General features: G+C 59.0%; 22 protein-coding genes and 1 riboswitch. Of the genes, 10 read left to right on the plus strand and 12 right to left on the minus strand.

The window, feature by feature from the left end; genetic code table 11:
• Nucleotides 1-415: 415 nt before the first annotated feature.
• The 4 genes from F3J24_RS04795 to F3J24_RS04810 all read right to left on the minus strand — a co-directional run bounded on the left by F3J24_RS04795 (nucleotide 416) and on the right by F3J24_RS04810 (nucleotide 5,256).
• A complete protein-coding gene (locus tag F3J24_RS04795) occupies nucleotides 416-2,188 on the minus strand; it encodes a methyl-accepting chemotaxis protein (RefSeq protein WP_167003137.1) in 1,773 nt (590 codons plus the stop codon).
• Between the two features lie 804 nt (nucleotides 2,189-2,992).
• Nucleotides 2,993-3,709, minus strand: a complete 717-nt coding sequence (locus F3J24_RS04800) for an ion channel (RefSeq protein ID WP_370527718.1) — start codon at nucleotides 3,707-3,709, stop codon at nucleotides 2,993-2,995.
• Nucleotides 3,703-4,101, minus strand: coding sequence for a hypothetical protein (locus F3J24_RS24905; RefSeq protein ID WP_240154246.1), 399 nt, complete (start codon nucleotides 4,099-4,101; stop codon nucleotides 3,703-3,705). The genes F3J24_RS04800 and F3J24_RS24905 overlap by 7 nt, the downstream gene beginning before the upstream one ends.
• A 912-nt stretch (nucleotides 4,102-5,013) precedes the next feature.
• On the minus strand, nucleotides 5,014-5,256 hold the full coding sequence (locus F3J24_RS04810; protein WP_167003139.1) for a hypothetical protein: 243 nt from the start codon (nucleotides 5,254-5,256) through the stop codon (nucleotides 5,014-5,016).
• Nucleotides 5,257-6,016: 760 nt separating this feature from the next.
• Here F3J24_RS04810 and F3J24_RS04815 point away from each other — a divergent pair.
• The 3 genes from F3J24_RS04815 to F3J24_RS04825 all read left to right on the plus strand — a co-directional run bounded on the left by F3J24_RS04815 (nucleotide 6,017) and on the right by F3J24_RS04825 (nucleotide 8,059).
• Complete coding sequence (locus F3J24_RS04815; protein ID WP_167003141.1) at nucleotides 6,017-6,343, plus strand: winged helix-turn-helix domain-containing protein; 327 nt, start codon at nucleotides 6,017-6,019, stop codon at nucleotides 6,341-6,343.
• 333 nt (nucleotides 6,344-6,676) lie between these two features.
• On the plus strand, nucleotides 6,677-6,961 hold the full coding sequence (locus F3J24_RS04820; RefSeq protein WP_167003143.1) for a hypothetical protein: 285 nt from the start codon (nucleotides 6,677-6,679) through the stop codon (nucleotides 6,959-6,961).
• 189 nt (nucleotides 6,962-7,150) lie between these two features.
• A complete protein-coding gene (locus tag F3J24_RS04825; RefSeq protein ID WP_167003145.1) occupies nucleotides 7,151-8,059 on the plus strand; it encodes a nitroreductase in 909 nt (302 codons plus the stop codon).
• An 87-nt stretch (nucleotides 8,060-8,146) separates the two neighbouring features.
• Here the strand turns inward: F3J24_RS04825 and modB are convergent, their stop codons facing one another.
• Together modB and modA are read right to left on the minus strand one after the other, a co-directional pair.
• Nucleotides 8,147-8,827, minus strand: a complete 681-nt coding sequence (gene modB, locus F3J24_RS04830) for a molybdate ABC transporter permease subunit (RefSeq protein WP_255498859.1) — start codon at nucleotides 8,825-8,827, stop codon at nucleotides 8,147-8,149.
• 17 nt (nucleotides 8,828-8,844) lie between these two features.
• Nucleotides 8,845-9,648: a molybdate ABC transporter substrate-binding protein gene (gene modA / locus F3J24_RS04835; RefSeq protein ID WP_167003147.1), complete on the minus strand. Its 804-nt coding sequence runs from the start codon at nucleotides 9,646-9,648 to the stop codon at nucleotides 8,845-8,847.
• An 89-nt stretch (nucleotides 9,649-9,737) separates the two neighbouring features.
• On the opposite strand from modA, the gene tsaA reads away from it, so the two are divergent.
• Nucleotides 9,738-10,220 (plus strand): tRNA (N6-threonylcarbamoyladenosine(37)-N6)-methyltransferase TrmO, encoded by a 483-nt coding sequence (tsaA, locus tag F3J24_RS04840; protein WP_167003149.1) that lies wholly within the window; start codon nucleotides 9,738-9,740, stop codon nucleotides 10,218-10,220.
• Between the two features lie 310 nt (nucleotides 10,221-10,530).
• Here the strand turns inward: tsaA and F3J24_RS04845 are convergent, their stop codons facing one another.
• Nucleotides 10,531-11,466 carry a DMT family transporter gene (locus F3J24_RS04845; protein ID WP_167003151.1) on the minus strand — a complete coding sequence of 312 codons (936 nt, stop codon included), beginning with the start codon at nucleotides 11,464-11,466 and terminating at the stop codon, nucleotides 10,531-10,533.
• A 50-nt stretch (nucleotides 11,467-11,516) separates the two neighbouring features.
• On the opposite strand from F3J24_RS04845, the gene F3J24_RS04850 reads away from it, so the two are divergent.
• Nucleotides 11,517-12,398 carry a LysR family transcriptional regulator gene (locus F3J24_RS04850; RefSeq protein WP_167003153.1) on the plus strand — a complete coding sequence of 294 codons (882 nt, stop codon included), beginning with the start codon at nucleotides 11,517-11,519 and terminating at the stop codon, nucleotides 12,396-12,398.
• A gap of 181 nt (nucleotides 12,399-12,579) precedes the next feature.
• On the opposite strand, the gene F3J24_RS04855 is transcribed toward F3J24_RS04850, so the two are convergent.
• The 5 genes from F3J24_RS04855 to F3J24_RS04875 form a co-directional block, all read right to left on the minus strand.
• The gene (locus F3J24_RS04855) at nucleotides 12,580-13,440 is read right to left on the minus strand and encodes a DMT family transporter (RefSeq protein WP_167003155.1); all 861 of its coding nucleotides are present in this window, start codon (nucleotides 13,438-13,440) and stop codon (nucleotides 12,580-12,582) included.
• A gap of 126 nt (nucleotides 13,441-13,566) precedes the next feature.
• Nucleotides 13,567-14,961, minus strand: a complete 1,395-nt coding sequence (locus tag F3J24_RS04860) for a PLP-dependent aminotransferase family protein (RefSeq protein ID WP_167003493.1) — start codon at nucleotides 14,959-14,961, stop codon at nucleotides 13,567-13,569.
• Between the two features lie 492 nt (nucleotides 14,962-15,453).
• The gene (locus F3J24_RS04865; protein WP_043008274.1) at nucleotides 15,454-15,837 is read right to left on the minus strand and encodes a Fur family transcriptional regulator; all 384 of its coding nucleotides are present in this window, start codon (nucleotides 15,835-15,837) and stop codon (nucleotides 15,454-15,456) included.
• Nucleotides 15,838-15,892: 55 nt separating this feature from the next.
• Nucleotides 15,893-17,062 carry a DUF1624 domain-containing protein gene (locus F3J24_RS04870; RefSeq protein ID WP_255498860.1) on the minus strand — a complete coding sequence of 390 codons (1,170 nt, stop codon included), beginning with the start codon at nucleotides 17,060-17,062 and terminating at the stop codon, nucleotides 15,893-15,895.
• 148 nt (nucleotides 17,063-17,210) lie between these two features.
• Nucleotides 17,211-17,714: a GNAT family N-acetyltransferase gene (locus F3J24_RS04875; RefSeq protein ID WP_167003158.1), complete on the minus strand. Its 504-nt coding sequence runs from the start codon at nucleotides 17,712-17,714 to the stop codon at nucleotides 17,211-17,213.
• Nucleotides 17,715-17,772: 58 nt separating this feature from the next.
• Nucleotides 17,773-17,999: riboswitch (cobalamin riboswitch) on the plus strand.
• 130 nt (nucleotides 18,000-18,129) lie between these two features.
• Between F3J24_RS04875 and F3J24_RS04880 the strand changes: the two genes are divergently transcribed.
• The 5 genes from F3J24_RS04880 to F3J24_RS04900 are packed head-to-tail and all read left to right on the plus strand — an operon-like array spanning nucleotide 18,130 to nucleotide 22,941.
• On the plus strand, nucleotides 18,130-19,137 hold the full coding sequence (locus F3J24_RS04880; protein ID WP_167003160.1) for an ABC transporter substrate-binding protein: 1,008 nt from the start codon (nucleotides 18,130-18,132) through the stop codon (nucleotides 19,135-19,137).
• 54 nt (nucleotides 19,138-19,191) lie between these two features.
• Complete coding sequence (locus F3J24_RS04885) at nucleotides 19,192-20,268, plus strand: iron ABC transporter permease (protein ID WP_205244601.1); 1,077 nt, start codon at nucleotides 19,192-19,194, stop codon at nucleotides 20,266-20,268.
• Nucleotides 20,265-21,068 (plus strand): ABC transporter ATP-binding protein, encoded by an 804-nt coding sequence (locus F3J24_RS04890; protein ID WP_167003162.1) that lies wholly within the window; start codon nucleotides 20,265-20,267, stop codon nucleotides 21,066-21,068. Before F3J24_RS04885 ends, F3J24_RS04890 begins: the two co-directional genes overlap by 4 nt.
• A gap of 15 nt (nucleotides 21,069-21,083) precedes the next feature.
• Nucleotides 21,084-21,563: a pseudoazurin gene (locus F3J24_RS04895; RefSeq protein WP_167003164.1), complete on the plus strand. Its 480-nt coding sequence runs from the start codon at nucleotides 21,084-21,086 to the stop codon at nucleotides 21,561-21,563.
• Entirely contained in the window at nucleotides 21,553-22,941 is a 1,389-nt protein-coding gene (locus F3J24_RS04900) for an OprD family outer membrane porin (protein ID WP_205244602.1), read from the plus strand. The genes F3J24_RS04895 and F3J24_RS04900 overlap by 11 nt, the downstream gene beginning before the upstream one ends.
• Nucleotides 22,942-23,917 lie beyond the last annotated feature (976 nt).

Below are 23,917 nucleotides of genomic sequence, written 5' to 3' on the forward strand. Positions count from 1 at the left end.
CACCAACAATTCACGGCCCTTGCAGCACGGCCCGGGTTATGGAGATGGTTGCTTGCTATTGATAGATATGCGCCACGAAGCGATTCATGACACATAAAGGCAAGAAGGAGAAACGGGAGTTCAAGGACGCGGCCAAACCGGGCCGCGCCGACGGGACCGACACGGCGCCGAGAAGGCCTGTCCATCTTTGCCGGGCCATCTGCTGGTCAGTCAAGCCATAACGCACAGGTTGATCACCCTGGAGCCGTCGGCGGACTTCTTCTTCGGCCCTGAACCAGAAATGAAAACCAGGAACAAGGTGCATTGCTGCACGCTGTTGCAGATCGGATTCACTTGACGCATTCCAACCTGACATCCTTGCAGCGATCTCCTTGCCCGCTCCACGGCCTTCAACCAACCCGGGTCAGCCCATGAGTCAGAACCTCTCCCAGTCGTCCAATGAACCGCTCAACGCTGCGGGTTCCTTGGGCGGCTGGGCAGGCGCCGCAGTGGGTGCAAGCATCGTGGCCTTGGTAGCAACACGTGGCATGGCAGATGTACGAGCTGAAGCCGCAGCAGGCGCTTTCGCCTGCCGCTGCGTCACCGTCGCGGACGTGCTCGGGCGAACGGGAACTGCAGTGTCTGTGACCGCCCCACCCAAGCGAAAGACTCTGACCAGCTCGACCAGACGCGCTGCCTGGGTGCTGAGGCTGTCGGCAGCGGCGGAGGATTCCTCGACCAAGGCCGCATTCTGCTGCGTGACCTGGTCCAACTGGTTCACAGCCACATTGACCTGAGAGATGCCCTGTACCTGCTCCTGCGTAGCCGCCCCCACTTCGTCCAGGAGTTCAGCGACGCGCCTAGCCTGCTCGACGACTTCCTGCATGGTTGTGCCAGCTTGATCCACCTGGTGGGCGCCGGCGTCAACTTTGGACACGCTTTCACCGATCAGGTCCTTGATTTCCTTGGCAGCCTGTGCCGAGCGATGGGCCAGGGTACGAACCTCACTGGCGACCACGGCAAAACCACGCCCCTGCTCACCGGCACGGGCCGCTTCCACTGCGGCATTGAGAGCCAGAATATTGGTCTGGAAGGCAATGGAGTCGATGACACCGATGATGTCGCTAATGCGGCGCGAACTGGCCGTGATGTCTTCCATGGTGCGCACGACCTGACGCACCACCTCACCACCGCGGCCTGCTGTCGAGCTGGCGGCATTTGCTAGCTGAGCGGCCGTGCGCACGGTGTCGGCATTCTGGCGAACCGTGGAATTCATCTCTTCCATCGACGCCGCAGTCTCCTCAAGGTTGGACGCTTGCTCCTCGGTGCGCTGGCTCAAGTCTGTGTTGCCTGTCGCAATCTGGTTTGCACCTGTTGCAATGGATTCGCTGCTGGCCCGCACCTCGCCCACAATCTGAGCCAGGCGGCCGCGCATCTGGTCCATGGCAGCCAGCACACTGGTTTCGTCGCCCACGCGGCGCGCCACATTCACAGCCAGATTGCCCTGAGCCACTTGCTGCGCAATCTGCACGGCATAAGCCGGCTCGCCGCCAAGCTGCCCCTTGACACGGCGCGTGATAGCCCAGGCCACCGTAACCCCCAACACAGCCGAAAGCAGGGACAGAATCAGCAAAGCGGCACTGGCAGCCATCACATCCTTCGCAGAGGACTCGGCTGTTTCGGAGGTCATTCGCCGCTGGTAGGCGATCATTTCATCCAGGGCTTCGAGATACTGGCGCTGCAGCTGACGCTGCTCGCCCAGGATCAGGTCGCGTGCGCCCTCCTGATCATTGTCCAGGCCCATCTGGGCCGACTTGTCCAGGGCCGCAATGTAGGCGGGCCGCAATTGCTCCACTTTTTGCATGTGGACACGCAACTCGGCCGATTTCAGGTTGGTACGCAGTCGCTCAATCACTCCCGCGGCATGCTTGCGTACGCTGGTGTAGCGTGCGTGTTCTTCGGCCACCTGAGCAGGGTCGGTCAGCAGGGCCAGGTTGCGCACCTGGCGCTCGACAAGGCCGATATCGTCTCGCAGCTCCTGCAGCAGCAGCATATTGGCCACACGCTCCTGCGAAAGCACCTGTACCTCCTCGCCGACCTGTACCAACTGAAGCCGAGCATAAGCAGCGACCAGGAAGCCGATCAGGATCACAGTTGCGAATCCCAAGGCAAGCATGCTGCTCAGTTTCATATCTTTCAAAAAGCCCATAGCGATCCTTTATTGACAAGAAAACTCGATCCACGTCATTAAAAATAACGTGTCTTTATGTATCTTTTGTAACTAAATAGAGATATTACATCTTGTCTCATAGGTGATACATCAACCGTCCATGGTGACGGTGGGTTCTTTTCCATTTCAAGCAATGCCAGCCGCAGATGCGGCTTGCAACTCATCAACTCATGCCACGGCGGCAGCCGGTCCTTGAGCACAAAGACCTGTTAAGCCCATCAAAAAGGGAAATCAGATGAAGAAGGCGCAGCGCGGGGCAGAAGTAGCCCTCGCCTCACTGCCGATACCGGCTGACCCATATGCAGGGCCATGTGACTGGATAAGCAAGCGCCATCACCACATGGAACTCGGAGCAGCTACGCAGCCCGGCCAGAATCAAGACCGCCTTCTCCGACAGGCAGCTACAAGCCACCAGGCAGTACCTCGGAACCCGGCCCTGCACGGGGTCCATCATTTCAGTAGCCTATGGAGGCATGAACTCGCTCGATACTCAAGATGCCCCGGGTGTCCACCATCCTGAGCGGCCAGAAAGCAAGACGCGCCAATTGGCTAAGCCACAGCCGGCCCGGCGTCAAGGAATGAGGAATGCCAGCGGCTCTGGCTTGAGCTAACCAGCGTGCATGGACAGCGCCTTCATTCCATCAATGAGACAGAGGCATCGTGCGAGATGCCTGGAGTGCAGCACCGCCGGTACACAGGGCCTGGCACACGAACGGTCTTGCCATGCCTGCGCTGGCCTGAGACTGTCCCCGGGCCTTGCTCCTCACAGACAGGGAAAATGCTCTAACGGCTTTGGTTCATGCGCTGCACCAGGGAGGTGATGTAGACCGTGAATATGGGGAAGATTGTCATTCCACATGTCGCCAGCAGCGCAGTGCAGACTTTGCCCAGAGTTGTCTCGGGAACGATGTTGGAGCCAACGGTGGTGACCGTCATGGAAGCCCACCACAGCGCGTCGTAGTAGGTCTTTACCAGAGGATTCACTCCGTTCTCAAAAACAAAAAAGATCAGCGTCTGGAAGTAAACCACGGAGAAAAAACTCACCAGGTACGCGACAAAGAGCCCCGTGATCTTGTTGGCGACCACCATTTTGACCAGTACCACCAGGGCGGCCCCGCCACGCATGATGGGCAGGAACTTAAGCACATACAGAACCTCAGCCGAGAACGACAGTGAGAACAGCTGAATCAGGCTCAAATAAGGAATCGACAGCAGCACCAGCAAAAAGTGGCGCAAGAGAAAGCGCATCTTTTTAGGCGCCAACAGCATCAGCAAAAAGAAGTCGAGCAGAAAGTACAGACAGACCCACAGCTGGATGCGTTCATACACTGTTCCCTCCACAAAGACCTTGCCGGAGAAGGCCTCCAGTGAAATGCTGACGATCAGCAGCAAGGCTGCGCACATGCTCAAAACGTTCAACACGTGAGCAAACGTGAAGCGCCAGCCGCTCTCGGGAGAAACAGGGAGTGCTGTCGGCTCGGAACCTGAAGATGTCACCACATCAGACCTTGATAACGGAAAGCTCGATCATCGGCGCATGCGAACGTCGGCCAGCCAAGGCCTGTTTCCACAGCGCCGGATCGCCCGCGGCTTTCGGATACGGATTGGACCTGGCACACCCAAGCTGGCATATCTTTCACGCCCGATTCAAACACGAGGATGGCCTGCAAATGTCCAAACTCACGAGGCAGCTCCGTGGCGTGTCCTGCGTGGAATGCGTCATGACCACTCATAGATAGTAATTCGTCACGCATTGCAGATTCCTTCAGTCTTGCCCATTCTGCCGAGAACGAACCGCCGCAGGCATCGAGAGCCTCATGAACCATGATGGTTGACAGCCAGGAAGTTTCAGTCGGCGCAAGACTACACAGCCCTTCGAACAAATCGGGCAAACCTCGGCCATCACCTAAATTACATAGCAACAGTGCGTCACTGAGCTACTGATATCCACGTCGACTTCAGACCAGAACATCACAAGGAACGCAACGGCCAATCAGTGCCTGAACAGCACGGAAGCATCGTGCAATACACCGGCAGATAGCCCATTGCAGCCGCAGTCAGCACAAAAACGCACACAAATTGGAGTAGTGATTTTTTGGTCATCCACGAATGTGAAGAGCTTTTTCCTCAAACGATCCAGAAAGTAGAGTAGTCATGAAAATCTGTCTACCAATGCTTGCTGTTGCACTTCAAATGTGTGTTCCGTCTGTGACCCAAGCAGCCAGTGGAGCCATCCAATTCGTTGGCTCAATCGTGGAATCCAGGCACTGCCAAGTCACCGAGCTTGGTACCCAAGCTCAAGCCAAGCCACAGATCAGCTGCTCCCTGTCCGGAGCCAAGCCTGTTCCTGCAACCGAGAGCCTGGTGAAGGTAAGCATGTCGGACTTGCCGTCAACTGCAGGCACCGGGGTAAACACCATGCATCTACGTCGCGTGGTGACACTGGAATATCGGTAATCAAACCGAGTCTTCGGATGTGGACTGCCTTCAGGCTGGGAGTGATACCCGGTCCATATCTTGAGCACTTAGCGCAGTCTATGCGCTGGAATTCCTGTCATCTGCCGAATCAATGATGGTGTGATCTATCGGTGCCGCCAGTGGTGCCTGCCTTGCAGCCACACCGTTAGTGGCATTCGGACATACCGCCGCACAGTGCATATTGCACTGAGGTCAAACTTCAGCCTCCGCGCTCTTGCTGGTCAGTGGTCGGCATCCACACGGGCAATAGGCGCCACCGACTCTTGCAACGTAACCTGGTGCCTGAAGGACCGTGCATGGCAAGCTGCCGGTGCGAGCGCTGAGCCCTATGCAACTGAAATGACCACCGTTTTTTCTACGCCATCCTCTGTCACCTCAACTGAAGAGCGATATGACGTGCCCTGTTGTCTGGCATTGAGAATGGCTTGGAGGTCTATGCCCCGACCTGCAAGCTCTTTGCTGGCGGAAGCCGGTAGAAGCTGAGCCAGAATATTCACCGCGAATAAAGGGACTCCAAAGCTGTTTTCCAAAGTTCCGGCCACGTATTTTTCCACTGTAATTTTTGACACCAGACGCGTCCTAAAGAGTGTGAGTAAACCAGCGTAATATTTTTAGCGGGAAGTCGTCGCCCCTGTTGAATGCTTGCTGACTTAAATCAACGCGGCCATGCGCCTCCTCTCAATCAACGCGTTGAACCGTTCGGAGATATTTGTGCCGACCTATCTTCATGGATCTTCCCTCCTTGATCGATAGTGCTTAGATACCTGCTTCTCATCTGACTGTGAAACGAGGCATGCCATGCAAAGTCTCACGCTTTGCGCCTGGCTGCTCTTATTAAAAAGTGAGCTTCTTACGTACTCTATATATACACTTCACTATGAAAAGTACCTAAATTCTTTTATTTTCATACGCCACACGCTCACTTTTTTACGTCCATGGCTTTGCGGCGCGTGCAGATTTCCTGTCTGCTCCACCAAGGCTCTGTTGACGCCTGGCGTCGCGCGCAGTTGCTCCAGCGTGACTGACCAATGAGGCGAAGATAGGCTTCGCGCGCGCCGAACAGCAAGGCAGACTTCCGAGAAGTTCACCCGAAGACAGCCACGCTGTTCGAGTCTCCGACGCCTTGCGCAATGAGTCGTCGCACGTTCCTCTTTTCGGCAGGAATTGGCGCAGAGCCCGCCTCCCGATCCTTCATGATGCGCAGTAATAGCCCTGCTCAAGCGGGATGGTTAGACTGCGTATCCAGTCACTTCACGGTTCTCGATTTCAAACTACATGTCTCACACACCTTCAAGCTCCAATCTTGCTGCACCAGTGGTGAAGCTTCGCATGCGTGTGATGGCAGATGACATCATTGCCATTGGCCCCGGAAAGATCGAGCTCCTGGAAGCCATCAACGGCACAAAATCCATTGCTGCAGCCGCCAAATCCCTGGGCATGTCCTATCGCCGGGCCTGGCTGCTGGTTGATGGCATCAATCAGGCGCTGAAGACCCCCGCGGTGGTCACATCCACCGGCGGCTCTCATGGCGGTGGTACCGCGCTCACCGAAACAGGCCATCAGGTCATCGCCCTGTATCGGCGCATCGAGCAGCATGCTCTCAAGGCCTGTGAAGCCGACTTGGACCAGCTGGTCGCCATGGTCCGCAGCAGCTAGGCTGGCGTCGCCGGCATGCCGCGGCCCCAGATGGGCCGCATGCAAAGCATGCGCTCCCGATCACTTCAGCATGAACTTCACAGCACAGCGCCGCCCATGCAGCGCGGCAACAGGACGCTGAACGCATCGAACCATGCTCGGCGGCCCGGGTAGCAAACCGCGTCACAAGTCTTCATCCCGACATGGGGAGCAAAGCTCAACTCTTCGTAATATATACTGAGATATAACGAAAGCCGACTTGGCAGATTGCGTCTACCGGGCGTGTAGCGATTGGTTTTGCACTCCGTTGCTCCTGCCTCCCGAACCCTTGCGCTTACGTGAATTGAGATCCATATGGGCAGCGAAAAACTCAGCCTCGAAGAGCGACTGCAGGTGCTGGAAATACTGCTGGAGGAGTCCATATGGGGACTTCACCTCGACCGACCAGAGCAACGCAAGACCATTGCATCGGCGCTCTACACACGCCTTGAAGTAGCCGGCCGGCATCAGGCCTACCCTGCCAGTGTGGCCGCTGCCTTGTATGAGCATGCCGATGCGCTGTCCGAACTGGACAATACGCCTGACCCGCTCAAGCCTCTGTTACGTCCTTTGATTCGATATTCAGGGGCTGATGACTGAATGCTGCCTCCTGAGAGATATGCGCCGGCCGGCATAGCCCTGCGAAGGCAAGCATCAGTTCGAGAAGATGCGCACGCCATCCGCCAGGACATGATCAACCCGCTGGCACCAATCACCGTTCATGGGCTGGTTCGACCACCCCATTGCCTGTTCGTATTCCACAACGATCATGTCGAGTAGAGGGCTTTAGTGCAGCAAGATCACATTTCCTACCTGCTGGCCCTCCATCGGCAGCAGGACTGGGCGGCCGCAGCCGCCGCATGTCAACTCTCTCAAGCCCAGCTGAAAAAAGCAGTGGCAGGCGTCGAACGCGAATACGGCTGTGCCCTGATCAAGACAGGGGCAGTTTTTCGCGGATTCACGGTTGAAGGCGAGAAGGTTGTTGCCTGGGCGCAAAACTTGTCCGAAGCGCTTTCCACGCTCAAGCATGTATTTGCCGCTTCAAATAGCAGGAAGGCGATTGCCCCTCTCCTGGAGCGACGCTCCGTCTCCCCGAAGCGACTTGAGGCACCGGGACCAGATCGCCAAGAGATCGATCTGATGATCGAAGCTGCACTCAGCGCACCAGATCATGGCGGCTTGCACCCTTGGCGTGTGCTTGTATTTCCCGCTGATTCCCGCGCGAAGCTGGCAGATTTGTTTGAACAGGAGAAGCTCAGGCGCGATCCTCTGGCTTCCGCTGAGGATGTCAAGCGTGCCCGCGAGCACGCCATGCGCAGCCCGGCCTTGCTGGCTTTCGTCATATCGCCCAAGCTGCGCATGCGGGTGCCGGAGCGTGAGCAATGCCTGGCAGCCGGCTGCGCACTGGGCAACCTCCTGAATGCAGCACATCAGCTCGGCTATGGCGCCATCATGCTCAGCGGCGAGCGCTGCTTCGACTCCTTGCTCTGCACGGAACTGGGAGTCGAGTCCACGGAGTATCTGGCAGGATTCATCAGCCTGGGCAGTGTTGCTGTGACCCCGCCGCCGCGAAAGCCTACCATGCTCGATGCGGTAAGAGCCGTCTGGGGCCCTGGCGTACCAGAGCCGGTCCAGCGCAACGACTGCCGCGATTCAGTGCCCAGCACAGCAGTTGCCGGGTCGCAAAAGCCCCACTGAGCTTTGTGCAACCTCCCCGAAAGTGCATACTGCAGACAGGTTTCCCGGCCATGCGAGTAACGCTGGCAGGAGGAATGAAAGCAGGCCTCAACCTGTCTTCGCCATTGCCCGCTCGAACTTCCGCAGCAAGAAAAACGCCAGCGCGGCCAGTCCGGCCAGCACCAGGGACAGCGCATTGGCACAGTCTGCTTCTGACCCGAGCACATGGTTGTAGACAGCCAGCGACAGGGTTTCGGTGCGCCCGCTGATATTGCCTCCCAGCATCAGCGAAATGCCGACCTCCCCCATCGACCGCCCGGCGGCCAGTACCAGGCCAGCCAAGATGCCAAGTCTTGCCAGCGGTAACTCGACCTTGATGATCACTTGCCAACGTCGTGCCCCCAGCGTCGCAGCCACCTCACGCAATGAGTCATCGATTTCGGCGAAGGCAGCTTGAGCAGGTTTGACCATTAGCGGCAGGCCAGCGACCACCGCAGCAATGACCAGGCCAGTTTCACTGAAGACCCAATGCGGCCTCCAATCCTGCGGTAGCCAGGCCAGCAGCCAGCCTTCTCTCCCAAGCAGTAACAGCAGTACATAGCCAATAACGATCGGCGGAAAGACGAGGGGCAAGGTCACCAGTGCATCGAGCAAGGCCTTGCCGCGAAAGTTGCAACGAGCCAGGACCCAGGCCAGTGGGACGCCAAGCGCCAGTTGCAGCAGCACGCTCCAACCCATCACTTTCAGAGTGAGCGGAAAGGACGTCCAGGCGCAGGTCTCGGGCAGCAAATCAGTCCGCCAAAAGCTCAGAGGCCATTGGCGGTCATGATGCGCCGGGCAGTGTCACCTTGCATAAAGGCCTGAAACCGGCTCTGCGACTCGGTAAGTGCACGATCCCTGACGGTGCCGAGCGATATTTCTATGGGGTCGTAGCAACTCTGGGGCAGTTCGAGCATGGGGCCTGCGCGACCGGCAAGCGCCAATGCCTCGGTCTTGTTCACAAACCCTGCATCAACCTCGCCAGAGCTTATGTAGCTCCCTACTTGAGGCACGCCTTCAACCTCGAGCAGCTTGGACGACAGCGCATCGGCAAGGTGTAGCCGCTTCACGCAAGCATCAGCCGCACCGCCAAATACAGTCCGGGTACGATGAGGAAGTGCAACCCGGCCGAAGGCTGCGTCTTTCAGATCCTCAGGGCTGCTTAGCGACTTGCCCTTGCGGGCCACCAGAACCAGACGGCCTGTCCCGAGACGGTCGAAGCGGCTGAAAAGCCCGGTGGGTTCCAGCAGACTCTTGTCACCAATCAGAAAGGCGACTTCCCGGTTTTGCCGAGCCTGGGTCTCGATCTGCTTGATATGCCCGAAGGCAGCCTGAGCTTCAACTCCCGTTTCCTTGCGAAACGCCTCTATCAGCTCAAGCACCGGCTTGCGATAGCCTCCCATAGCGGCAACCAGTACGGTCTCGGCGGCCCTTGCGGGTGTGCTGGCAAGCAGCGTGGCCGCGCAGGTCAGCCCCAGCAGGTTGCGAGCGAAGACGCGTCGCGAAGAATGGAACTCTCGATTTCGATTCAGATGGAAGAGGCCAGCGGTATTGGCAACAGCATTCGACATTCAAAACTTCAGTAGATGATGACGCTGTAGTGCAGCGCGCACGTTATATTCGACGGAATATAACATCAGGAAACAAGAGATCGCCGCCTATGACAGACACCATCACCCTACGCCCCATTGGCATCATCCATAGCCCTTTTCAAAGCACGCAGGGCATGCCGATACAGACCGTGGCGGCGGCCGATGCGGAAGGCGAGTTGGAGATCTTCGAAGAATTCACCGCAGGGTTGCGTGATATCGAAGGCTTTGAATTTCTCATCCTGCTCACCCATCTACACCAGGCCGTGGAGAAGCTGGAAGTCGTGCCGTTTATGGATACCGTAAGCCACGGGGTGTTTGCCACGCGCGCTCCGGCCCGACCCAACAGGATTGGTCTGTCCATCGTGAAGCTGGTGCACTTGAATGAGCGCATATTGCGCTTTCGCGGCAACGACATGCTGGACGGCACCCCCGTGATAGACATCAAGCCTTACGTACCCCAGCTCGATGTGCGCCAGACGGAGCGCATTGGCTGGTTTGGTCACGGCCTGCAACGTCTACCTGCCACGGTCTCGGATGACCGCATGTCCTGATCCGGTTGGGAGCCTGCAATCCGGTACGGACTCCCGCCGTGGCGCTTAATCTGCCGCACCGATGGTCAAGCGATTCGCCGGAGCCGGCGACATTCGGATTCAATTCTGCAATTCGCTGCACCTGGCAGCACGAAACGAACGAGAGCAGCAAGGGCGCGCTGAGGTGGGGCCCTGGCATCTCGGGTCACTCGCAGAGCAATTGGCTCGACTGCGAGAAAACATGAACAGTCCAACGAGCATCAGGATATAGACCTCCTGGCGGAGGTGCATTGGCGAATGGGCTGCATCAAGTGCCTGAATCCATGTCAAGTCAGACATTCGTCGCAGGGACTTCTCTCTCCATCCTCATACGCCCCGCATTCATCAACAACATACCCAGAATGGATGCCGCGCCGCCTTCCAGCAACGAGCTTGTGACGGGCTCCTGCAGCCAGAGGCTTGACCACAACATGCCAAACAGTGGCACCAGGGCCATATATGCGGCAGCCGCTCCGGCACCCAGCTGTTGTACCCCTTTCAGATACCAAGCATATGCCAGTGCCGTGGCACCCACCGCCAAAGCCACCAGGCTACACCAGGCCGCAGGAGGCGCCTTCAACAAGCCGGCCCATGCAGGGCCCCCCTCCAGCACAAAACTCGCCACCAACAGCAGCACCGCTCCCATGCAGGCAGTTACCGTTGTCGCGGTAAGCGCATCCACGCTCGTCAGCACGACGCGTCCAATCAAGGTGTACGCGACCCAGCAAGCAGCGCAGCCCAGCAGCAGCCACTCTCCGACACCAGAAGAAGACATCAGAGCGGCTGGAGCGCCCTCACTGAGCGCATACAAGGTACCCGTGACGGCCAAACCCAGGCCCAAGCACATGACGGTGTTCACCCGTTCACGAAACAGCAGCACCGCAAAAAGCATGGTCAGCACCGGATTAAGCGCCACCACCGTAGCCGCCTTGCCTGCAGGCACTGTTTTGAGCGCCAGCAAAAAGAACACCGAGTAGCCCAGCACCCCTACGGCGCAAGCACAGGCCAGGCCCATCCATTGACTCCCCCCAAGGGTGCGCAATGCACTCATGCGGCCGCTGCGATACAGCCACAACACCAGCAACAGGCTGGCCAGCAAGAAGCGCAGGCTGGCTGCCGCCAGCGGGGACATGGCCTGGGCGACGATGCGCCCCCATGGCCAGGAAGCGCCCCACAGGGCAGCCATGGCAATCAGTCCCATATGGGTTGAGGTTCGTGAGGTGTTCATGCCAGCTACTATCTGCTAATCGGAACTCATCGTCGAATGAGCAAAAACTCATGACATTCACGCAACTCGAAGTCTTTGCCGCACTCGCCCGGATGGGCAGTTTCTCGCGCGCGGCGGCCGTGCTCGGTATTTCTCAAAGTGGCGTCAGCCATGCCATCAAACAGCTGGAGACAGAGCTGGGTGTCACGCTTGTCAAGCGGGAAGGCGCTGCCGCGACATTGACCGAGGTGGGCACCCGGCTACTGATCCGTGCCAACGACATCCTTCAGCAAAAAGAGGCATTGCAGCAGGAAGCTGGTGCAGAACACGGCATTGCCCGGGGCCGCTTGCGCATTGCGTCCTTTGGCGCCACTTCGTCGCTGCAGCTGCTGCCCAAGCTATTGGCACACTTTCAGCAGAAGCACCCCTTGGTCGAGGTACACATTGCGGAAGCCACCGACAGCGTGGTCATTCAATGGTTGCTGGAGCGGCGCGTGGAACTGGGCTTTGTCACCTTGCCCGATGAACGCTTCGACACCCTGACCCTGGGCAAAGACGAACTGGTGGCAGTGCTGCCTGCTACGCATTTCCTGGCGTCCCGATCCGCCATCGGCGCCATGGACTTGCACCGACAGCCCTTTATCCGAACCAGCGCTGGCTCAGGCCCCCATATCGACGCATTTCTGGCCACCCACGGGGCCGAACCCAGAACGCTATTCAGGTTTGAGCAGCTCACGTCCATGATGGGCTTTGTCGCACAAGGCAGTGCCGTCACCATTGCCGCGCGTCTGGCTCTACCAGCCCCACCTGCGGGTGTGGTCTATCGCCCGCTGAAGCCTCGTTGCCGCCGTGAAATCGCATTGGCTGCACTGCGCTTTGACAAGCTCTCGCCGGCTGCCCTCGCCTTCGTCGAACTGGCACGCAAAAGCCGGAGCAGCCTGAAGCTCGAATAGTCGTATCCGACCAGGCTTTGCCTGGCATTGGCTGGGCCCACGGCGGTCTTCGAGCCAGCATGAATCATGCAACGGCTTTGCTGCTCCTCAAGTCGCTGCAGGGCTCACATCGGCGCCAGCCATGGCTTCGACCTGCTCACACAATCGGCAGCCCCGAAATGCCATGGCCGCGGCATGCCCATCAGGCATACTTTTTGGCGCCGGAGACACAGACCACCGCAAGCAAAGTCACGACAAGCATCGACCAGCTCACGGACTCGTTCAGCAGCAGAGCCGCAAGGCCCAGGCCCATAAAAGGCTGCAGAAGCTGCAGCTGACCGACTGCCGCTATGCCGCCCTGAGCCAGGCCGCGATACCAGAACACAAATCCAATGAGCTGACTGAAGAGTGCCACATAGGCAAAGCTTAGCCAGGCGTGCATGCCGACATTCGCCAAGGTCGGCGGAGTCGTCCACAGCGCGAGAGGCAGCATCACAGGCAAGGACAGGATGAGCGCCCAGCTGATGACCTGCCAGCCCCCTAGCTTGCGCGACAGACGAGCGCCCTCCGCATAGCCCATGCCGCAAACGACGACGGCGGCGAGCATCAGCAAATCGCCGGTGAGGGATGCCTGCGCCCCTGCCATTGCCGCATAACCTGCAACCACCGCTGCGCCCGCTGCCGAGAAGACCCAGAACAGCGGCCGAGGACGCTCGCCACCGCGGAGCACGGCAAAGGCAGCGGTGCACAGCGGCAACAAGCCGACAAATACGATGGAGTGCGCCGAAGTCACGTGCTGCAGCGCCAGCGCTGTAAACAATGGAAATCCGACGACCACGCCCGCCGCGGTAATTGCCAGTGATGGCAGATCGGCCAACGATGGCCGGCGCTCGCGTTGCAAAAGCAGCAGCAACCAGGCCAAAAGCGCTGCAACGGCAGCGCGCGCGCATGTCAGAAATGTGGGATTCAAATCTGCGACGGCCACGCGAGTGGCAGGCAACGATCCGGCAAAGATGGCGACGCCAATCATCCCGTTGACCCATCCGCCAGTGCTTTTCTCCATTCAAGGCTCCTCAATTGAGCCTTGAGTACATCATGACGCCTGTGCATCAACCATGTACAAAACAGCACAGTTTAAAGAAACTGTATTCAATAAAAACCCGTACAGAACGTTAGCTTGGTCCTGGACCTAGCCCATAGCCGGGCGCTTCAGTGCTCGCGCCAGGACGGAAAAAACACGCTCGTCGGAGCACTGTGAAACGTTAAAGCGCAGAAAGTCTCCGGCCGACTGGGACTGGCTAAAGGAATTGCCCGGTGCGAGCACCACGCCCTCGTGAAGACAGGTGCGTGCAAGCGCTGCGGCATCTATGCCTTGCGGCAGCCGACACCAAAGAAACATGCCCGCCTGCGGCATCAAGGCGGGCCTGACCCCCATCTTCTGCAAACGACCGGCCACCTTTTCCATCTCCTGCGACAGTCGCTGACGCACTGTTTCCATATGCTTTCTGTAACCGCCATCCGTCAGCGTCTTCAGAATGAGAGCCTCCGCCAAACGGCCTCCACCGAAGCTCGTGGCAATCTTGAGATCGACCAGCGCATCGATCCACTCTGGCCTGGCAGCCAGGAATCCGCAACGTACGGATGCCGAGACCGTCTTTGAAAAGCTGCCGATGTGGATGACGCGTGCAAGCCCGTCAAACGCAGCCAGTCTGGGCGCGTGGGTGCTCTCGAAATCCGCAAAGATGTCGTCCTCCACGATCACCAGCCCGGAGTTGTCAACGAGCTTGAGCAGTCTGTGGGCAACGAGTGGAGACAGGGCTGCTCCAGTCGGGTTGTGAATGCCAGAATTGGTGATGTATAGCCTCGGTGAATGCTCTTGAAGAGCCTTTTCGAACAAGGGCAGATCCGGTCCCTGCGCCGTGTAAGGCACTCCAATAGCCTGGACCTGATGGGCTTTGAGCAGGGCATGGAAATTGAAATAGCAGGGATCATCAACCAGAACCTTGTCCCCGGGCTTCAGCAGAAAACGGAAAATCAGGTCGATTGCCTGCGTTCCTGATTCCGTCAGCATCACCTGCTCAGGTGACGCATCGATACCCGTGGCAGCCATGCGACGGGCCAGAAGCTGGCGCAAAGCCGGGTTCCCGAGAGGTGTCGAATACTCCGTCAGTTCCGACAGCGAGCCCCGCGCCTGCGCCCGCAGTGCTCGCCTCAGCCCGTCCTCAAACATCCATGTGGGCGGCAACCAGCCACAACCGGGCCGCAGCGATGCCGGGTCGCTCTCCAGCGACTGACGCGACACCCACAAGGGGTCGACAACACGGTCGAGCCTGGGCCCCAGCTTCATCAAGGCAAGCGGCGCCACGGGCCCGTTGACATAGAAACCGGCACCGGGGCGCGATACGACAGCGCCTTCTGCAGCCAATCGCTCATATGCTTCCACCACGGTGGAAACCGACATTTTCAGCAGTCGGGCCTGCTGACGGATCGAGGGCAGCCGCGTTCCGGGCAGGATGCTTCGAGAAGCAATGCCAGCCCGGATATGCGACATGACCTGGTTGATGAGAGTACCACTACGCGCCATTCGAATATCCACCGTGTTGGCAAGCACTCCACTACAGTATGGAGCAATTGTGATTGATTGTGCCCCATGACCTGCCTGCAGAGCTTCCAGGCTCCGGCAGGGATAGCGCCCCCACTTCGCCGGAAGCGACGCGGCTGCCCGACGGGAACCGACTCAAGCCAGGCTCTGCACCTGTTCATCACCCATAGATTGGCAAGGCGGGACGCCCGTCATTTGCCAGCCCTGTGCTTGCCAGAAGATCACCGGACAATTGGTTCGTGAGCCGAGGGCAAAGACCTAGCTGATGCACAAGGCGCAGGCCATGCACCGAATGCCAACAAAGCGCTCGACATTGGAAGTATCAAGCGTTGTCAACGCCATCCAAGCGCTCTTTGCCACCACCGGAAATCCACCTGCGAACGGCTACCTTGAAACAGTTGGCAGCGGTCAAGTCGCCGTTGCGCTCCTCAGGAACCGACACCGCAGACAGGCCATGGCCGGTGAACAGCGAGTTCAGGCTGCACAGTCACGGCAGCGGCCATACAGCGTGATTTCATGGCTGTCGACCAGAAATCCCGCTGGCGCCAAGCTCGCCAGATTGCCGGGGCAGGCATGCACATCGAACACCCGCTGGCAGACCGTGCATTGGAAGTGATGATGGTGGCCGTGCCCTGCCACCTCATACATGGGGGTGCGCTCTGGCAGGTGCACCTCATGAAGGAATCCCTCTTCGGCCATCGCCTTGAGTGCCCGGTACACGGTCGCAATGCCAAGCCCGGGTAAGGTTGCCTGCGCCAACTCCAGTACCTCCTGTGGCGCAAGCGGCCTGTCGGCCTCTGCCATGGCCTGCTCAATGGCCGCACGCTGCTTGGTGGATCGTTGCTTGGAGGTGTTCATCGTGACGAGGCGGAGTCAATAGCGACAGGAGGCAGTATTGTGCCGTGGCTCGATCCTAGAGGTACTTGAGCCAGGTAATGTCGCGCCGGCGCTGCTTGAGTGCAGCAAACCAGCGCACTGCGGGATACAGGGCCACGGCCAGCAACGCTGCGATCAACCACAGCCAAAGCAGGCTGCTCAGTCCAAACAACTGTCCCTGGTTGGCCCCCCAGAACGCCACTGCCGCCAGATACATGAACTTGAGCACGTAAAGGTGCAGCACATAAAAGAACATGGGGGCGGCCCCCAAAGTCGCCAGCATTTGCAGCCTAGTGCGGCCTGCGGCGTTCTCGAAGGCGTACAGCAGCAGCAGGCCGATACCGAGCGTCAACATCAGGAACAGCAGTGAAGGCGGATATTTGGTGACGTTGAACCAGGACATCAGTGTCTGCAGCGCACTCGCACCGGCCAGCCAGGGCGCATCGCCATAAACATTGAGCGTGCGCAGCAGCGCAAAACCCAACAGGCAGGCAATGCCTGCCCTCAGCAGATAGCGGCTGCGCTGCACCGAGTCACAGCCTTTGCCAAACCACGGGCCGATACCGTAGCCCAGAGCAATCACGCCGATCCAGGGAAGCAGAGGATAGGACGTGCGCAGTTGCACTCCCGCCAGCTCCAGCCAGCCACGGTCATGCAGGATCGCCCAGGGTATATGCATCACGTGGCCCGCAGGAAAATGCAGACCATCGAGCAGGTTGTGCCCGACAACCAGCACCAGTCCCAGCAGCAGCAAGGCCCTCCGCGGCAGCCAAACCAGCACCGACAGGGCCAGCATGGAGAGACCGATCGCCCAGATCACCTGCAGAAAGATCTTGGCGGGAGGAAATTGGAAGGTCCAGGCAAAGTTGACGACCGTCACCTCCAGCAGCACCAAGAACAGGCCGCGCCGCCACAGAAAGCCGGATGCGGTGCGCGCCTGAGTAGCCTCGGCATGCCGGCTGACATACAGGTACGCCCCCAGGCCCGTCAAAAACACGAATACCGGCGCACACAAATGGGCCAGCATGCGCGGGAAAAACAGGCCAGGCGGAGTGTCCGCCACGACCATGGGGTCGGGAACCTGCAGATGCAGATAAAAGGTTTCACGAACATGGTCGAGCAACATGAACAGCATGACGAGACCACGCAGCGCATCGATCGATTGCAGACGCCCAGCACTTGCTGGTGGAGAAGACAGAGAAGACAAGTTGTTTGCTTTATTGATATCGAATTATCAATATCATAACAACTCATACCCGGTGTCTGACACAGACATGCTCGATTTCACGTCCGCGTCCAGTGCGCACGCCAAGGACCCGGTCGACAGCCCGAGCCTTGGACATCCCTTTCAAGCTTCACATGAGACGCTGCATATGAATGGTCTGCCACAGTGGATCGTCTTCGCGCTCGATCACCGCAAAGCCCTGTCTTTGCCAGAACTCAAGAGCTCCTGGCAGGAATGGATGGGTGTGCAGATATAGCACTTGCACCTGCTGGGCCAGAGCATGGCGCATCAGCACATCCAGCATCGCCTGCCCCAGACCTGAGCGTCGGAATTGCGGAGCGACAAACAGGCGCACGACCTCGACCACCTTCAGCGGTCCGAAATCCAGTTGCGCAAATCTGCCGTCATAGTCCCGGCAGGCCATCGTGGCCTGCACTCTTTGGTCAGCATCGAGAGCCGCCAGCATGCAGCCGCTACCCGCTAGATAGGTCTCTTCAAAATGGCGAAGATCCTCGGGAATTTCCAGTGAAGCGATGCGCCCGCCGAACATGGAAACACGTGCGCTTTGCACAAAACTGTGAACCTGATGCAATTCACGAACGCGCTGGATGAAAATGTCTTGCAAGCGGGGCATGGAGAGGCAATCCGGGCTCATTCGTCGTCTTGGCTTGGGACTGTTGCTACAAAATCAGCTACATTACCGCAACTTTGGTTTCGCAAGAACATGCGTGCGCAGCGGCGAATGCATGAGGGAATCCAGGGGTCAGGCACCTTCGGGGCCGGCCCGTGAAATGGAACTGCCCCCGCAACTGTAGGCAATGAGCCAGCCATCACACAGCCACTGAACATCTGTTTGGGAAGGCGATGAGCCAGCGATGATTTGCCAGTCAGGAGACCTGCCAGAGCACCAACCATTCATTGCCGGCGGGGTGTCCGGGAAGTGAGCATTTCATCGCTCCGGTAACCTGCTGCCACTCAAGGCAAAGTTCAGGCGCGTGTCCTGCTATGTCTTCCAAGGTGCTTTTCGCCACTTCTGGAAAGATATTCCGATGCTGCTTCGAAGCCTTGCCAGCACTGCCCTGCTCGCTACCGCATTTTCCGCTCATGCAACCGACTTTCCCGTGCAGCTGCAAAACTGCGGCTACACCCTCACTCTCGACAAGGCGCCCACCTCGGTGGTCACCATAGGTCAGGCCGGCACCGAAATGCTTTATGCACTTGGCCTGGGCGACAAGGTCGTCGGGACAGCGCTCTGGTTCAACCCGGTACAGCCCCGCTTCAAGGCCGTCAACGACAAGGTGCCACGCCTGTCCGACAACATTCCCAGCTTCGAGTCGGTCCTCGGCAAGCGCCCCGCCTTGGTGGTTTCGCAGTTTGAATGGATGGTGGGCAAGGATGGCGTGGTGGGCACGCGCGAGCAATTCCATGATCTGCGCATCGCCACCTATGCCATGCCTGCCGACTGCGAAGGCAAGAACAATCTCATGGGCTCCGACGGCACGCGTACTGCCAGCTACGACGTGAAAGCGCTGTACAAAGGCATTCGCCAGCTGGCCCAGGCTTTTGATGTCGAGGCACGCGGCGAAAGCCTGGTCAAAGAGCTGAGCGATCGCCAGACCCAGGCCGTGGCCAAGGTCAAGTCCTCCGGGCTCCAGAACCTGTCTGCCGCACTGTGGTTCTCCAGCGCAGACCTGGCCGCCGACCCCTATATGGCCGGCAAGAATGGCGTGGCCGGCTACATGATGCAAGCTCTGGGCTTGCGCAACGTCATCACATCCGCAGAGGAATGGCCCACCGTGGGCTGGGAGACGATTGCCAAGGCCAATCCCTCGATTTTGATCATTGCGCGCATGGATCGCCGCCGCTTCCCTGCAGACGACTACCAGAAAAAGCTGGACTTCCTCAAGAAGGATCCCGTCACCCAGCACATGGATGCCGTCAAGAACGGCCGCATCGTGATCGTTGACGCCGATGCCCTGCAAGGCTCCATCCGCCAGGTGGACGGCATGGAGCAGATTGCCAATGCGGTGCTGAAGATCGAAGGCCTCTCCAAATAAGCCAGGCATCAACGAAGTCCGCATGCCGGCGCACCTTGCCCCGGCCGCTGAGCCATGAATACCTACACGCAGAGCCTTTCCAGACCGCATCTACCGACCGGCCGGTTGCTGCGCGCCGCCGTGCTTGGGGCCGCAGCAGCGGCCTTGCTGCTGCTGACCGTCGTGTCCGGCATAGCGATTGGCGAGACCGATATCTCCGCGCGCATCGTGTACCAGGTGCTCGCAAATCAAATGCTGGGAACCAGCTACGTCATAGACCCCATCAATGCGGGCATTGTCTGGAATTACCGCCTGAGCAGAGCCCTGGTCGCCGCCAGCTGCGGGGCCGGGCTGGCCGTCTCCGGCGTGGTTCTGCAGTCCCTGCTGCGCAACGCCTTGGCCGAGCCCTACCTGCTGGGCATTTCAGCAGGTGCTTCCACGGGGGCCGTGCTGGTTTCGGTCGCCGGCCTGGGTGCGGGCTTGGTATCGATGAGCACCGGGGCTTTCCTCGGAGCGGTTTGCGCATTTGCCCTGGTGGCCTTGCTAGCCCATGCCGCTGGCAATGGCGGCCTGCGTAACGGCGGGCAAATCGTGCTGGCCGGCATTGCGGGCTCGCAGCTGTTCAATGCGCTGACATCGTTAATCATCACCAAGTCCGGCAGTGCCGAGCAGGCGCGCGGCATCATGTTCTGGCTGCTCGGCAATCTGAGCGGCGTGCGCTGGCCCGATACGGTTTTGACGGCAACGGTGGCCATGGCAGGAGTGCTGGTGTGTCTGATGCATGCCCGCTCTCTGGATGCGTTCACCTTCGGCAGCGAATCGGCCGCGGCGCTGGGAGTGCCCGTGCGCCGCGTGCAGCTGACCCTGCTGCTGTCAGCTGCCTTGATGACAGCCGTCATGGTTTCCGTGGTCGGAGCGATTGGCTTCGTGGGCTTGGTGATTCCTCATGCGGCCCGTCTGCTGGTTGGCGTGCGCCATGGGCGCCTGATCCCGGCCAGCGCCTTGATCGGAGCCATCTTCCTGATTGCCGCCGATGTGGTTTCACGCACCTTGATCAAGGGACAGGTTCTGCCCATTGGCGTCATCACCGCCCTGGTTGGCGCGCCGGTGTTTGCCGGCATTTTGCTCAGAGGCCGAAGAGGTCATGCATGACGCCTGACGCCCTCACCAAGCCGGACATGGTCGCGCTTGAAGCATGCGATATCAGCTGGAAGACGCGTGGCACAGCCATTGTCCAGCAGGTTTGCCTGCAAGTGCATCCGGGCGAAATGCTGGGACTCATAGGGCCGAACGGCTCGGGCAAATCGAGCCTGCTGCGATTGCTATCCGGTGTGCTCAAGCCCAGCTCGGGCGAGGTGCTGCTGGGGGGACAGGCACTGCGGCGTCTGCCAAGGCGTGCCGTGGCGCGCCAGCTGGCCTTGGTGGCGCAGGACGCCGACACCCTCGATGCCATCACCGTGGCCGAGGCCGTGGAGCTAGGGCGAACGCCCTGGCTGTCTGCGCTGGCTCCTTTGTCAACCGCCGACCAGAGCATCGTCCAAGATGCGCTGCGCGATGTCGGCCTGATATCCAAAGCAGGCAGCCGCTGGAACACCTTGTCGGGCGGCGAGCGCCAGAGAGCACATATTGCACGGGCTCTGGCGCAACAGCCCCAGTTGATGCTGCTCGACGAACCCTGCAACCACCTCGATATCCACCAACAGCTGTCGCTGATGCAGCTGATCCGGGAGCTTCCCATTACCAAGGTAGTCGCGCTGCACGACCTCAACCAAGCCATGGCCTGCGACCGTCTGGCTGTCATGCATCAGGGCCACCTGGTCCAGCTGGGCAAGCCCCTGGAGGTGCTGAATCCGGATTTGCTGCAGCAAGTCTTTCAGGTTCAGGTGCGCGCCTTGCTGGATCCGGAAGACGGCAGCCACGTGCTGCGCTTTCAAGCGATGGCCAGTCATTAAAACCGAAAGTTCCTCATGTCTGCTCCCAGTTCCATCCGTCTTGCTGCCTTGCTTGCCTGCAGTTTGTCAGGGCATTTCGCCGCAGCAGAAACCGTCGAAATCAAGATGCTCAACCGAGGCCCTCACGCAGCCATGGCGTACGAGCCCGAGTTCGTCAGGATCGCAGCGGGCGACAGCGTCAAATTCCTCGCGACCAGCAGCGGGCACGATGCGGTATCCATCCCGGGGATGGCGCCGGCAGGCGCAACGCCCTTCAGAGGCAAGACCAATCAGGAAATCACGGTCACCATGACCGAGCCAGGTCTTTACGGGGTCAAGTGCCAGCCCCACTATGCAATGGGCATGGTGATGCTGATCCAGGTCGGTGACAGCCCCTTGCCCCAGCTATCCATACCGGATGATGTGCCTGAACAGGCAAGGCAGCGCTTCCAGGAAATCGCTGCACGCGCCCAGACCGCCGCTCGAGCATCCAGAGAGCCACACCATGGCCAATGAAATCCGGCCCATCGGGCCTGCTGCCGCCACTGAAAAGATCCATCCGATGAGAGTCCGTGCTTTCCGTCTTTCTGCACTGAGCGCCGTTATGCTATGCACCAGTGGTGGCGCTGTTGCCGGAGCGCAAGATGACGCCAAAGGCTTTGTCGAGGGCGCTGCGCTCCATATGCAAAACCGCATGCTGCTTGAACAGCTCGACTACCAGAAAGGAAGCAGCTTTCGTGCGGCCAGCGGACAAAGAGGTCAGACACTGGCCCGAGAATCGGCTTACGGCCTGATGCTCAATTACGAATCGGGCTACACGCAGGGCGTTCTCGGCCTGGGACTCGATGCACATGCCTATGGCGCCATCAATCTGGGGACGCAGGCCGGGCATGCACGGGCAACGCCTCGCTATGTGGCCAAGGATGGGCAAGAGATTGCGGATAGCTTTGGTCGTGCCGGCGCTGCACTGAAAGCTCGAATCTCTTCCACGGAACTGAAAGTGGGCGAAATGCGGACCAAGACGCCGATCTTCAGTTCATCCGATACACGATTGCTGCCGGAAAGCAATCGAGGCTGGCAAGTCATCAGCAGAGACATTCCCACACTCACGCTGCAGGCCGGGCGATTTACCGGCTGGGCCGACCGCAATGCGCGCAAGAACGGTGCCGACTTGCTGGGCAACTATTCGGGCGTAACCAGCGGCTCCTTCAGCTTTGTAGGTGCAGCATGGGACACTCCCGTTCCACATCTGACGCTGAGCAGCTACTACGGACAATACGCGGATAACTGGAACACCGCGTACCTGGGAAGTTTCTACAAGCTTTCTCTGTCAGACAAGCATGCGCTGTCGTTCAATCTGCACCTCTATCGCAGCACCGATACCGGCAGGGCCAGGTCTGGCGAGATTGACACCACCACCTGGAGCCTGATGAGCAGCTACGTCGCAGGCGCTCACAGATTCGGCATCGGCTATCAGAAGGTCAACGGAAACAATCCGTTTGACTATGTGAACCGTGGCTCCATCTGGTTGGAGAACGCCATGCAGCTGTCCGACTTCAACGGCCCGCGCGAAGCGTCCTGGCAACTCAAATACGATGTAGACCTGAGCTCCATCGCCACCTCGGGGTTGAGCGCGGGTATTGCCTACACCAGAGGCTCCGGAATCGACAACAGCCGTCTCAATGCCGTGTATGCCAGCTACCTCGGCTATTCGGGAACCCAGGGCAAGCACTGGGAACGCGACCTTCTGCTCAGATACACGGTGCAGCAGGGGGCGGCGAAGCATCTGAATTTGCAGCTGCGCTACGGCGTGCATCGCACCAACAAGGCCCAGGGCGAGGCCAATATGAATCAGCTTCGACTGCAGGCGGAATTGCCTTTCAAGATCCTGTAGACCTGGGCAAGTCCGGCAATCCAGCGATTCATTGTGACTGCGTTTTCGGGCAAGCAAAAAGCCCCGGCACTGAGGCCGAGGCTTTGGAATTGGCGCCAGGGGTCAAGCCATCTTTCAGTGCTACAACCAGAACCCAGCGCTACGCATCTTGCCTTTGAAATGTGACAGCCAGACGGCAAAAATCTCAACCCATTAGCGGCAAGCGGCACAAGCCGCCCTCATGCAGGCCATCCACAATATTGATCACCGCCAGCCTGGCTCTGGCTGTCTGGCCTTCTGCCGCAATCCGTCTGTCGCCTCTCGCTTGCCGGCCTGCATACCTTGGTTTCGGCGTTCATGACCGGCTCTTTGACCGTCGCTTCCTCAGCCCTTAGTCCTCAACTTCAAAGGGTTATTTGCGAACGATTCTCAATTGCGTTTATGATTCATCCCATGGTGCAGCGAATCGCTGTACCGCCTCTTCATCGTGGGGCGCTGACAAGCAGGGGCTTGCAGCGTTTTAGCTAGCCAGCGGCCCTCTCCTATTAGCCAAGCCTTTTTTCCACGATCAATCCTCCCAGTTCTGCAGCAAGCGCTGCCGCGGTCTTGCAGCTCTTGCATGACTGACTCCCACCTGGGTGCCAAGAGCGCTTTACCTCCATTCCAGCACCCTTGCAGCCTATCAGCCGCGCGATGCGTAAAAGCCGGCCCCCCAAGGACCAGCTCTGCCAGCGCAGCTGGCTCATTACGATTTGCGCATAAAAGAGCAATGCTTTATAATCCCTGGATTGCTGCGCGGCACTTGCCCTGCGCAGCATCTCTCAGGCAGATCTCACGTTGCCCACGCTCGGCTCCATACAGCCAGAGCATTCCCCGGCAAGAAGCATGAGCCACCCGCAAGCGGGCTGGCTTATTTGATCCCGACTCATCAGAGCCGGATTCCTTCATTTTTCATTGGACGGCATGCCCTGCCCAGGGTTGGTGCCGCCCGTTGACT

It is taken from the genome of Comamonas sp. Tr-654 (assembly GCF_011752915.1).
GTDB lineage: Bacteria > Pseudomonadota > Gammaproteobacteria > Burkholderiales > Burkholderiaceae_C > Comamonas.

Excerpts from the sequence above, each read along its gene's own strand:
- F3J24_RS04795 (WP_167003137.1), bottom strand. The coding sequence starts at position 2,188 with ATGGGCTTTTTGAAAGATATGAAACTGAGCAGCATGCTTGCCTTGGGA.
- F3J24_RS04815 (WP_167003141.1), top strand. The coding sequence starts at position 6,017 with ATGCGTGTGATGGCAGATGACATCATTGCCATTGGCCCCGGAAAGATC.
- F3J24_RS04820 (WP_167003143.1), top strand. The coding sequence starts at position 6,677 with ATGGGCAGCGAAAAACTCAGCCTCGAAGAGCGACTGCAGGTGCTGGAA.
- modA (WP_167003147.1), bottom strand. The coding sequence starts at position 9,648 with ATGTCGAATGCTGTTGCCAATACCGCTGGCCTCTTCCATCTGAATCGA.
- tsaA (WP_167003149.1), top strand. The coding sequence starts at position 9,738 with ATGACAGACACCATCACCCTACGCCCCATTGGCATCATCCATAGCCCT.
- F3J24_RS04845 (WP_167003151.1), bottom strand. The coding sequence starts at position 11,466 with ATGAACACCTCACGAACCTCAACCCATATGGGACTGATTGCCATGGCT.
- F3J24_RS04850 (WP_167003153.1), top strand. The coding sequence starts at position 11,517 with ATGACATTCACGCAACTCGAAGTCTTTGCCGCACTCGCCCGGATGGGC.
- F3J24_RS04855 (WP_167003155.1), bottom strand. The coding sequence starts at position 13,440 with ATGGAGAAAAGCACTGGCGGATGGGTCAACGGGATGATTGGCGTCGCC.
- F3J24_RS04860 (WP_167003493.1), bottom strand. The coding sequence starts at position 14,961 with ATGGCGCGTAGTGGTACTCTCATCAACCAGGTCATGTCGCATATCCGG.
- F3J24_RS04865 (WP_043008274.1), bottom strand. The coding sequence starts at position 15,837 with ATGAACACCTCCAAGCAACGATCCACCAAGCAGCGTGCGGCCATTGAG.
- F3J24_RS04875 (WP_167003158.1), bottom strand. The coding sequence starts at position 17,714 with ATGCCCCGCTTGCAAGACATTTTCATCCAGCGCGTTCGTGAATTGCAT.
- F3J24_RS04880 (WP_167003160.1), top strand. The coding sequence starts at position 18,130 with ATGCTGCTTCGAAGCCTTGCCAGCACTGCCCTGCTCGCTACCGCATTT.
- F3J24_RS04885 (WP_205244601.1), top strand. The coding sequence starts at position 19,192 with ATGAATACCTACACGCAGAGCCTTTCCAGACCGCATCTACCGACCGGC.
- F3J24_RS04890 (WP_167003162.1), top strand. The coding sequence starts at position 20,265 with ATGACGCCTGACGCCCTCACCAAGCCGGACATGGTCGCGCTTGAAGCA.
- F3J24_RS04895 (WP_167003164.1), top strand. The coding sequence starts at position 21,084 with ATGTCTGCTCCCAGTTCCATCCGTCTTGCTGCCTTGCTTGCCTGCAGT.
- F3J24_RS04900 (WP_205244602.1), top strand. The coding sequence starts at position 21,553 with ATGGCCAATGAAATCCGGCCCATCGGGCCTGCTGCCGCCACTGAAAAG.